Source organism: Chloracidobacterium sp. D, assembly GCF_018304685.1.
Classification (GTDB): Bacteria; Acidobacteriota; Blastocatellia; order Chloracidobacteriales; family Chloracidobacteriaceae; genus Chloracidobacterium; species Chloracidobacterium thermophilum.
In genome coordinates, this window is record NZ_CP072634.1 from 1,947,423 (window position 1) to 1,958,064 (window position 10,642).

12 protein-coding genes are annotated in these 10,642 nt (G+C 60.2%); 2 read left to right on the forward strand and 10 right to left on the reverse strand.

Annotated features, from left to right (window positions below; all coding sequences use genetic code 11):
• Positions 1-80: 80 nt before the first annotated feature.
• The 10 genes from J8C01_RS08180 to nuoH all read right to left on the reverse strand — a co-directional run bounded on the left by J8C01_RS08180 (position 81) and on the right by nuoH (position 9,374).
• Positions 81-1,964 carry an ATP-binding protein gene (locus J8C01_RS08180; protein ID WP_211431592.1) on the reverse strand — a complete coding sequence of 628 codons (1,884 nt, stop codon included), beginning with the start codon at positions 1,962-1,964 and terminating at the stop codon, positions 81-83.
• Between the two features lie 28 nt (positions 1,965-1,992).
• Positions 1,993-2,511 carry a 2-C-methyl-D-erythritol 2,4-cyclodiphosphate synthase gene (gene ispF, locus J8C01_RS08185; protein ID WP_211431593.1) on the reverse strand — a complete coding sequence of 173 codons (519 nt, stop codon included), beginning with the start codon at positions 2,509-2,511 and terminating at the stop codon, positions 1,993-1,995.
• Between the two features lie 7 nt (positions 2,512-2,518).
• On the reverse strand, positions 2,519-3,124 hold the full coding sequence (locus J8C01_RS08190) for a thymidine kinase (protein WP_211431594.1): 606 nt from the start codon (positions 3,122-3,124) through the stop codon (positions 2,519-2,521).
• 44 nt (positions 3,125-3,168) lie between these two features.
• Complete coding sequence (locus J8C01_RS08195; RefSeq protein WP_014100147.1) at positions 3,169-3,540, reverse strand: hypothetical protein; 372 nt, start codon at positions 3,538-3,540, stop codon at positions 3,169-3,171.
• Between the two features lie 50 nt (positions 3,541-3,590).
• Positions 3,591-4,643 (reverse strand): aspartate-semialdehyde dehydrogenase, encoded by a 1,053-nt coding sequence (asd, locus tag J8C01_RS08200; protein ID WP_211431595.1) that lies wholly within the window; start codon positions 4,641-4,643, stop codon positions 3,591-3,593.
• Positions 4,640-5,449, reverse strand: a complete 810-nt coding sequence (locus J8C01_RS08205) for a WecB/TagA/CpsF family glycosyltransferase (RefSeq protein ID WP_014100149.1) — start codon at positions 5,447-5,449, stop codon at positions 4,640-4,642. The genes asd and J8C01_RS08205 overlap by 4 nt, the downstream gene beginning before the upstream one ends.
• Positions 5,446-6,006: a dTDP-4-dehydrorhamnose 3,5-epimerase gene (gene rfbC, locus J8C01_RS08210; RefSeq protein ID WP_211431596.1), complete on the reverse strand. Its 561-nt coding sequence runs from the start codon at positions 6,004-6,006 to the stop codon at positions 5,446-5,448. Before rfbC ends, J8C01_RS08205 begins: the two co-directional genes overlap by 4 nt.
• A 2-nt stretch (positions 6,007-6,008) precedes the next feature.
• Positions 6,009-6,743, reverse strand: coding sequence for a sugar phosphate nucleotidyltransferase (locus tag J8C01_RS08215; RefSeq protein WP_014100151.1), 735 nt, complete (start codon positions 6,741-6,743; stop codon positions 6,009-6,011).
• Positions 6,744-6,857: 114 nt separating this feature from the next.
• Positions 6,858-8,303: a sensor histidine kinase gene (locus tag J8C01_RS08220; protein WP_211431597.1), complete on the reverse strand. Its 1,446-nt coding sequence runs from the start codon at positions 8,301-8,303 to the stop codon at positions 6,858-6,860.
• Positions 8,304-8,351: 48 nt separating this feature from the next.
• Positions 8,352-9,374 (reverse strand): NADH-quinone oxidoreductase subunit NuoH, encoded by a 1,023-nt coding sequence (gene nuoH / locus J8C01_RS08225; protein ID WP_014100153.1) that lies wholly within the window; start codon positions 9,372-9,374, stop codon positions 8,352-8,354.
• Between the two features lie 163 nt (positions 9,375-9,537).
• On the opposite strand from nuoH, the gene J8C01_RS08230 reads away from it, so the two are divergent.
• Together J8C01_RS08230 and J8C01_RS08235 are read left to right on the forward strand one after the other, a co-directional pair.
• Positions 9,538-9,966, forward strand: coding sequence for a hypothetical protein (locus J8C01_RS08230; protein ID WP_148263991.1), 429 nt, complete (start codon positions 9,538-9,540; stop codon positions 9,964-9,966).
• Between the two features lies 1 nt (position 9,967).
• Positions 9,968-10,600, forward strand: a complete 633-nt coding sequence (locus tag J8C01_RS08235) for a ribonuclease HII (RefSeq protein WP_211431598.1) — start codon at positions 9,968-9,970, stop codon at positions 10,598-10,600.
• Positions 10,601-10,642 lie beyond the last annotated feature (42 nt).

Here is a 10,642-nt window from a genome sequence, read left to right on the forward strand (position 1 = left end):
CTATTTGGTAACGCGCAGAAATCTTCAAGTCCCCAGCCCCGGCAACCACTAGACTGATCCCAAGTTTGACTTACCTCAGCCTAGCGCACCATGGGCCGAAGCTGCTCAATGCGCTGGCTGATTTCCGCCGGCGAAAGATGCCGAAAGGCTTCGGGTAGCATATCGCGCGAGGTGGCTTCCCGTACCGCAACCAGAGTTTGATACTCGATAGCAACTTCGTCCCGAGCTGGAGTGAATTCCTGGGCGACAGCACGGACATCTTCCGGGCTAACTTCCTTGCGCCCGGCTTGCCGCGCCACCCGTCGGCAGCGGATGAGAATAGACTCAATATCCGCCCCCGAAAGCTTCAGATCACTTTTTGTAATCGGCGACCAATCGGTAACATGATGGGCAATCCGGTTTTTCCTGACCATAGCCTCAATAATAGCCAGGCGATCGGCTTCAGACTCTGGGTAAAACAGCGAGATATGCTCCTCACACCTTCCCTGCCGCTTCAGGTCAATGGGAAGCAGGTCAGGCCGTGAGGTCATCAATATCCAGAGAATGCGTCCGCGATTGTCGGTGTCTCCCATCGCGGCTGCAATCTTGGAAAAGATGCGCTTGTCCACGCCGCTGTCTCCGCCACTATCCCGGTTCCCCAGTGTAGCATCAGCCTCATCAATCAAGACAACAATTGGTGCCAGCGTCTGGATGAGATTGAGAATCTTTTCAAGATTGGATTCCGAAGAACCAACCCACTTGTCCCGGAAGTTCTTGAATTCGACGACGTTCAGCCCACAATCCTTGGCAAAGGCTTCTGCCAGAAAGGTTTTTCCGGTTCCCACCGGGCCGGAGATAAGAATCCCCATGGGAGCTTCTTCGGTTTCACCGTTGCGGATGACTTCAGCAATGTTGCGGAGATACGCCTTGGCTTTCTCGAAGCCACCAACATGGTCAAGCCCGTATTTCGGCGTCACAAACTCAATCAGACCGACACACTCAGCCTCGATAATGGATTTTTTCTTGGCACGTACCAGATCAATCGTCAACCCCTCGTCACTAAGCGTTGCATTTTTGAGAATAGAGGAGATGTGAACCCGGTTCAGACCGGAAGTCAGGTGAGCAAGCTGCTCATCGCTGATCTGCATTTTGAGACCAAGGACACTGTTCCCCATCTCGGCTTTCATCTTCTCAAGCTGCTCATTGAACTTTTTGGTTTCTTCGTTGAGCCGGTCAACGCCTTCCTCGCGCAAGATACGTTCGGCCTTGGCTTTGAAATCAGCTTTGAGCTGTTCGATTTCTTTTTCGGAGCGGCCATTACGTCGTTTGGCAATCTCCGCCAGCTCGTAGCGGATGTAATCAAGCCGTTCCGCATGATCCGGGTATGGAACGCGAATGATTGTCAGCCGCGAATTCTCACGGAATCGCTGGGCCACATCTGACAGGTTTTCTGTGATGAACAAAACGATGTTATCAGAATTGAGCAGACGGGAACTCGTCAGCCATCGCTGAAACATCACAAGCAGGTTTCGCTCATCACTGCTCAGGTGAGTCATTTCGCCGGCCGGTACAAGCGTCTCCAGAAAGTTGATGATGACCGCCACCTGATCACCAGCGTAGAGAAACCGCTCAATCAACCCCAGCGCCGGCACTGGATCACGCGGGAGCGCCGTCAGGGTCTTCGTATCGGCAAGTGGATTGGCAACCCGCAAGGTTGCCAGAAACTGGCGTTCGGCTTCCTGTGAGCCAAAGGAAATTCCCTCACTGCGGTTATAGAGCACGATGTGTTTGTTCCCCAGCATCTCCTGCTGAAGAAAAGTCACCAGTCCAACATAGCCACGCTTGGCGCGTGCCAGGTCATAGACGTTGTGGTGCAGCAGGAAATGGCTCGCCTCGCCGGAAAAATACTTGCGCCCCATTTCAGCCGCCCAATGCGGAAGCTGGCTGAGTTCATCGAGCGTCAGCAGGTGACGGGTGGCAGACATGGTGTATTTCCTTCAGACAGATTTGAGGTTACGTAGGTGCTGTGGCATCCACGGTTTCGCTGCGCTGTGCCACCAGGACAACCGCGTGGACGGCAATGGCCTCCCGCCGGCCAACAGCATCCTGCCCCTCATTCGTTTTTGCCTTGACGCTGACCGCATCACAGGGCAGGCGGAGGACAGCCGCCAGACGCTCCCGCATGGACTGGATGTAGGGCATCAGCTTCGGGCGCTCGGCCAGAATGGAGGCGTCCACATTGACCACTTCAAAGCCACGGGAAGCCACAAGCGCCACGGTCTGGTGCAGCAGCGTCAGGCTGTCAGCGCCGGCCCACTGTGGGTCAGTGTCCGGGAAATGCGTACCAATATCACCCAGCGCCAGCGCCCCCAGCAGGGCATCAGTGATGGCATGCGCCAGCGCATCGGCATCTGAATGACCGAGCAACCCGCGCTCATAGGGAATAGTCACACCACCCAGAATCAACGGGCGACCTTCCACCAGACGATGGATGTCATAACCCATCCCGACCCGATACGCGCCAGACTGCATCGTGCCTTCAGCTATCCTTCGTCGTTTCCCAGGTTACGGCTTCCGAGGGGCGCACCGGATAGGGGACAAAACACCGGCGACAGCGCGCCTCGTACAGCCCTTCCGCCCCAACAACCACCCGCCGCTCGTCGGCGATGAGCCGCTGGGAAAAGTTGGCTGGATGCCCGCAGACGACGCAGATTGCCTGTGGCTTGCTCACGTATTCCGCCATTGCCAGCAAATGGGGAATTGGCTCAAACGGCTCCCCACGGTAGTCCAGGTCCAGAGCTGCCACAATGACCCGCCGCCCTTCCTGGGCCAGTTGATGACAGACGGACACCAGCCCTGCCCCCAGAAATTGCCCCTCATCAATGCCCACGACCTGGGTTTCCGGCCGCAGACACTCCAGAATGTCCTCGGCGCTTTCGACGACCTGGGTTTCGATCCGCAGGCGGCTGTGCGACACGATGAAGTTGGCTTCATACCGGTCATCGAGCCGGGGCTTGAACGCCTGGACATTCTGCCGCGCAATCAGCGCCCGCCGCAGACGTGTGATGAGCGCCTCGGTTTTCCCGGAGAACATCCCGCCAGCAATGACTTCAATCCATCCGCGCGGACGTGCCGACCACTCCATTGACGCTGCTTCCTGCACGTTTCGGCTGGCCTCCAAAAGTCCCGTTACCGCCGGGTGGGTGGGGGCAGGGTCGGCGGTTTGGGCGTCGGAGAAACAAACGACACAATCACCACCGCTGCCACCGCCAGCAACAGAGTAACAACAAACCATACAACATACCTGCGGACAAACTGGCGCAGGCGTATCCGCCACCGGCGCGGCAGCCTTGGAAACCCGGAAGGCTCTGGGGGCGCGACCGGTTCAAACTCAAAGACTGGTGCCTCTGCCACCAGTGGAATCCGCGAGCGCACCTGGTTGTCCCGCGCCACGGCGTCCGGGAACATAAGCTGCCGCCGGGCCGTCACCCCGGTTGGATGCTCGTCAGGCGGCTGATCACTTGGGTCTTCGCGTTCAGGAGAGGCCGGCCGGTCAGGCATAGGTTTATCGCCAGTTTGGTAAAAGATACAGCCCGCGCCGTCTGACTACTCTAGGTGAAGCAGCCCGTTGCGGCCAAGAACTCTGCGTTGAGTACCGCTGCGCCAGCCGCACCGCGTACCGTATTGTGGCCGAGAATCGTCAGTTTGATGTCCAGCAGCGGGTCAGGGCGCACCCGTCCCACGATGCTGGCCATGCCGCGTTCCAGATCGCGGTCCAGGCGGGGCTGTGGACGGTCCGGCTCACGCCGCAGCACGATGGGACGCGCCGGTGCGCTGGGCAGCGCCGCAACTTCCGCCGGCCCGCGAAAAGCCTCCAGAGCCGCACTGACTTCATCCACGGTTGCCGGCTGCCGGAGCTTGATGGAAGCAGCGCAGAGATGTCCGTCGGTCACGGCCACGCGGTGGCAATGGGCACTGAGCCGCAGCACCGCCGGCTCAATCCGGTCACCGACAAGCTGCCCCAGGATTTTGCGCGGCTCGGACTCCACCTTGTCTTCTTCACCGGCGATGTAGGGAATGACATTGTCCACAATGTCCAGCGACGCCACCCCCGGATAGCCAGCCCCCGAAATGGCCTGCATCGTTGACACCACAACCATCTCCACCCCAAAAGCCCGTTCCAGCGCCGCCAACGGAAGCACCAGCGCCAAGGTCGTGCAGTTGGGATTGGTGACGAGAAAACCGCGCGTCCAATCCCGACGCTGCTGCTGGAGCGGGATGAGACGCACATGTTCGGGATTGATTTCCGGTACGAGCAGCGGCACATCGGGGGCCATGCGGTGGGCGCTTGAATTGCTGATGACCGGGTAGCCGGCAGCAGCAAAAGCCACTTCTGTTTCCGCAGCCATATCACCCGGCAGGCTGGAGAACACCAGGTCGCAGTCCAGCGGCGGCCGGCACGGCGCCAGGGTCAGTTCCGCAATCCGCGCCGGCAGAGGCGTCGGAAGCTTCCAGGCAACGGCATCTCCATACCGCTTGCCTTCGGAGCGGTCCGAAGCCGCAACAGCCGTGATGGTAAACCACGGATGCTGCTCCAGAAGTTGAACGAAACGCTGCCCAACCGTGCCGGTCGCGCCCAGAATACCTACCCGCCAGTGTTTCATGATGTTTTCTCCCCTGATGGCTGGCCTACGGATAACCGGTTGGCCAATTGCCGGTCTGCTGCCCGTCGGCGCTCACGCCGAAGAAACCCCAGAAAGGCCAGATTGCCAATGAGATACCGCCGCCACAGCCGTCGTGGCTCCTGCATCAGTCGAAAGCTCCACTCCAGGCCACAGGACTGCATCCAGCGCGGCGCACGCTTGCGTTTTCCGGCCAGAATATCGAAGTAGCCGCCGACGCCAAGCGCAAACCGTACCCCGGTCTGCGGGCCGTAACGGGCCAGCCACAACTCCTGTTTGGGCGAACCCATAGCGACAAAAAGCACGTCAGCGCGGGCACTGCGGATGGCCGCGGCCACGGCGGACGAAGCAGCTTCCGGGAAGTAGCCATCCTGCGCGCCGGCAATGGACAAGGTGGGAAAACGCTGCTGCAACCGCTCACAGACGGCCGTGACGACTTCCCCCGTGGCACCAAGCAGGTAGATGCGCTGTCCATGGTGCGCACACCAGGCGAGAACCCCCTCCATGACCTCGGGCGCCGCCACCCGCGCCACCAGCCGCCCGCCCAAAAAAGGCAACCACCACGTGGCCCATACAACCGACATGCCATCGGCCGTCACCAGATCAGCCGTGGCGAGGGCCGTCTGAAACCCGGCATCGCGCTCGACATCCAGCAGAATCGCGGCATTGACCACTGCCATGCGGCGAAAATCCGGCTCCTGCAGCCAGGTGGCAACCTGGGCCAAGGTTTCATCCAGCGTGAGGTTGGCCACCGGCACACCGGCAAACACTGGCGTCGGACGCTTCATACGCCGTCCGGCGCTTGTTGCAACTGCTGCACGAGCGTGCGCAAGGTTGGCAGCCGCCGGTCCTTTTCCGACAACAACGGCGACTCAATCCCCCAGTCAATGCCAATTTCGGGATCATTCCAGATGACGCCAATCTCATCACCGGGGTCATAGAGCGCCGTGCACTTGTAAAGGACTTCCGCCATGTCACTCACCACGCAAAACCCATGGACAAAGCCCTGTGGAACATAGAGTTGGCGAAAGTTTTCAGCCGACAGGCGCACGCCCAGCCACCGTCCAAAGGTCGGCGAATCCAGACGGATGTCCACCACGACATCAAAAATTTCCCCCGCAATGACCCGGACGAGCTTACCCTGCGGCCGCCGCCACTGGGCATGAAGACCGCGCAGCGTGCCCTGCACCGAACGCGAGTGATTGTCCTGGACAAAGGTCACATCCAGGCCGGCCTGGGCAAACTTGGCCGCATGGTAGGTTTCCAGGAAAAAACCACGTTCGTCCCGGAAGACCTGTGGCTCAATCAGGATGACACCCGGTAGCTCCGTCGGAATGAAGTTCATGGTCAGTGTGGGGCGGCGGCCAGGCGCATCGCCGCGACAAGATTGGAGGCAAGATGCAGGCTCTCGAAAGTTCCGGCATCGGTCCACCAGCCATCGAGGACTTCCCAGGTGAGTTCTCCACGCGCGATGTAGGCGTTGTTGACATCTGTGATTTCAAGTTCCCCCCGCTGGCTTGGCGTGAGCGTGCGGATGATGTCAAAGACGGTGGCATCATACATGTAAATGCCGGTCACAGCGTAGGGCGATGCCGGTTGCGCCGGCTTTTCATCAATGCGCACGACCTGCGAGCCCTTCAGGGTGGGTACGCCAAAACGCTGTGGATCGGGAACTTCCTTGAGCAGAATCCGGGCCCCGCGCCCCTGCTCCCGAAACCGTGCGACCGGGCCGGCAATGCTTTTCTCAATCACATTGTCACCCAACATGACAACAATGGGACCGCCGTCGGCAAAGTCTTCCGCCAGCGCCAGGGCATCGGCAATGCCGCCTTCACCCTGCTGATAGGTGTAGCTCAACCGCTTGAGACCATGTTCCTTGCCGTTGCCCAGCAGTTGCAGAAAGTCGCCGGCCTTGTTGCCGCCCGTCACCAGCAGGACATCATCCACACCGGCTTCAACCAGTGTCTGAATCGGGTAGTAAATCATCGGCCGGTCATAGACCGGCAGCAGGTGCTTGTTTGTTACCTTGGTCAGCGGATACAGCCGCGTCCCAAGTCCACCGGCCAGGATTACGCCCTTCATTGCAAACTTTCCCCCTGTTCAAAAAAAACGCTTGTATTCAAAATGCGCGTCACAGACGGCGGATAATGCCGCAAATGCCTGGCGAAGGAAATGACTCCGAAAAGCCCGGACTGGCTAGCCGGGTGGCGTCGGGCGATGGGGAAGCGTCACGGTGAAGGTTGTCCCCTGCCCTGGCGTGCTTTCGACGGTAATCGTGCCGCCGTGATCCAGGATGATCTGGCGCGTTACGGCCAGCCCCAACCCGATGCCGGTGTCTTTGGTCGAAAAGTACGGGTCAAAGATGTGCTCCAGATCATTGGGCGCAATCCCCAGCCCGCTGTCCCGTACCTGAACCGCCTGCCCGGTGGCCGTGGGTGTAATGCGCAGATGCAGTTCGCCGCCGTGAGGCATGGCCTCGATGGCATTGATGACAAGGTTTGAGAAGCACGATTTGAGCGAGTCGGCATCCGCTTCGATGGGCATCCCGCCGGTTTCATCCACACAGATCAGGGAGACCTGCTGGGCCTCGGCTTTGGAGCGAACCACGTCGAGTACGGCCGCAATCAATTCGCCCAGCCGGACCGGACGCAGTGAAAGCGTAGCCGGACGGCCAATGCGCAGCACATTCGTCACCAGCGTGTTGAGGCGCGCAATCTCGTCCTTGACGGCTGCGGTCAGCCGCTCGAAGGTGGCGCGTTCAGCCGCATCGGAAGGTGCATAGCGGGTGCGAATGTGATCCATGGTGAGGTTGATGAAGTTGAGCGGGTTGCGGATTTCGTGGGCAATGCCGGAAGCCAGCCGGCCGACGACGGCCGCCCGTTCGGCCTGATTGAGACGTTCTTCCAGTTCCCGGACTTCGCGCAGGCGCACCACCATGGCATTGAAGCGCACTGCCAGCAGGCCGATTTCGTCCCGTCGGTTGAGCCGCAGTTGCACCGTCAGGTCGCCAGCTTCAATCCGGCGCGTGGCCGTCACAAGATCGCCAATCGGCTGCGTGAAGCGCCACACCAGGGCAACCGCGACAACCAACGCGACCAGGAGCGCCGCACCGGTGGCCAGCAGCCGCTGGCGCGAAGTCGTGGCAATGGTCTCCGCCAACGTCTGGGCTGAAATCGTCACCACCACGTAGTTGCGCTCCGGCGCCCCGTCTTTGCCCAGGGCCTGAAAAGGAATGAACACCGTTCTGGCCAGACTGTTTTCTGTGGTGTTCGCCGCCAGCGGATCGCCTTCCTGTACCAGGCTTTCATCGGTCGGGAGTGCTAGCCGCTGTCCGCGCTCCGCCCGCAGGGTGCTGTCTGTTACCAGGCCATTCGCGTCCACGATGGCAATCCGCCGGATACGCTGGAGTTGGCTGGGCGTCAGGCGGCGTGACCGGATGAAATCATCCAGGTAGTCGCTTGTGCTGATGCTCTGCAGGCCGACTTCCAGCGCCGTCGTCAGTTGTGCAGTCTGGGCTTCGACCTGTGCCAAAATCTGGCGTTCAGCACGGCGGTTGAGTTCATACAGCACCGCCACCATGCCAATGATGACAATGGAAAGCAGGGCAGCCAGCCGAAAGCGAAGATCGAGATAACGCGGCATCCGTGGAGACCTGCCAGGCCGGGCACCTGAACACGAGTGGGGAGACAACTAAAACCATAGTCCCAGCGTGGCCGACAGAACGACATTGACCAGAGCCAGCGGGAGCAGGAACTTCCAGCCAAAATTCATCAACTGGTCATACCGCAGGCGCGGCGACGAAGCCCGCAGCCAGACATAAAGAAACAAAAACAGGGCCATTTTCAGTACGAAGTACACCGGCCCCAACCACGGTATCTGCGCCACGCCCGGCCCCTGCCAGCCCCCCAGGAACAGGGTCGTGGCCATGGCCGCTGCCGTGACCATGTTGGCGTACTCCGCAATGAAGAACATGGCAAACTTCATGGAGCTGTATTCGGTGTGAAAGCCCGCCACAAGTTCACTTTCGGCTTCGGGCAAGTCAAAGGGGGCGCGGTTGGTCTCCGCAATCATGCTGATGAGGAACACGAAAAAGCCGATCGGTTGAAACCAGAAGACGTGCCAGCCCAGCCCCCACGCGCCGCCCTGCCGTTCCACAATGGTGACGAGATCGAGCGAACCGGCCTGAATCAGCACCCCGATGATGGACAGAGACATCGCCAGCTCATAGCTCACCAGTTGCGCCGAGGAACGCAGCCCGCCGAGCAGGCTGTACTTGTTATTCGAGGCATAGCCGGCCATGACGATGCCATAGACCCCCATGCCCGTCATCGCCAGCACGGCCAGCAAGCCCACATTGATACTCGTGACGTAGAGCGTTATGGGCCGGTCCAGAAAAGGCACGGTCACTTCCCCACCGACTGGAATCAGCACAAAGGTCATGAGCGCCGGCACCAGCGACAGTGCCGGAGCCATAACGTAAAGAAACTTGTCGGCATCCAGTGGAATAACATCTTCCTTGAAAATGAACTTCAGCCCATCGGCGATGGGTTGAAACAGCCCGAACGGCCCGACCCGATTGGGACCATAGCGCATCTGAATGAAGGCCAGCAGTCGGCGCTCGATGAGCGACAAATAGGCCACCGTCGTCATGAGCAGGACGAAGCCGATGGCGATTTTCACACTCCAGGCAAGCAGTTGCTCAAAAGGCACCATGGGGTTTGACCAGTGACCAGCGTCTCCGTTGCAGCCGGATGCAACGGTTTATGTATGCTGGCGTACCCTATCATTGCCAACCGGCGCTGCAAACCCTTCCCAAACCAGCGACCGATTCGGCACACTGCCCCTTACAGACCTTGCCCACGGAGCGACTGAGTTCATGCCACGTTCCAGCTTTTGCCCGGCCAACTTTTGCCCGGCCTGTGGTGAGTCCTTACCGTTGCCGGCTGACGGGCAGCGTGCGCGTGGGCGGGAGACACTGCGCGGCCGCCGTTGCGCCGCTTGTGGTTATCGCATTGGTGGTTTTCACTGGAAAACCTTTGGGTTAGGCGTCTGTCTGGGACTCTCGCTGGGTGCCGGACAAGTGGTTTGGCAGGCCGTTCAACCGCCACCGCCCCTGCCGCCGCTCACCACGGCGCAGGCACTTACCGGCAGCCCCCCGGTTGGCCCAGAGACCAGTCGGGAAACCGCTGGTACAACCCTTTCCCGCGAGCGCCACCGCTGTGGTGCTCCGACCAAAAAAGGCACCCCCTGCCAGCGGTGGGTCAGTGGTGCCACGGGCTACTGCTGGCAACACCGGAAAGACTGAAATGGCACACCGGGCGTACCCGACCACTGAGTTTGAAGCGCCCTACTGGGCCAGGGGACTGAACCATATTGCCGGTGTGGACGAAGCCGGGCGTGGCGCCTGGGCTGGCCCTGTCGTCGCCGCGGCCGTGGTGCTCAACCCGGAGACCATCCCGGCCGGGCTTCAGGATTCCAAGCAACTGACGCCAGCGCAACGGGAACGGCTTGTCCCCCGGATCGAAGCCGCGGCCTATGGCATCGGCATCGGTGTCGTGGAGGCGGCGGTCATTGACCGCATCAACATCCTGGAAGCCACCCGGCAGGCTATGCAGCAGGCGCTGGCGGCGCTGTCTCCCCGACCGGATGTACTGCTCCTCGACGCCCTCTCCCTTCCGAACGTCCCCATCCCTCAACAGTCGGTCGTGCAGGGCGACGCGCGCTCCGTCTCGATTGCCGCCGCTTCCATCATCGCCAAGGTGTACCGTGACCGGCTCATGGAGAAGCTTGATGCCCAATACCCCATGTATGGTTTTTCACGTCATAAAGGGTATGGGACGGCCTACCATCAGCAGCAACTTCGCCGTTGTGGCCCCAGCCCCGTTCACCGGCTGACCTTTCGGGGCGTTGTCCCCAAGCACCTTGAACGAAGTCTCTAAAACTTTGATTACAAACAATTTATAACAAATTGACCCAGCTTT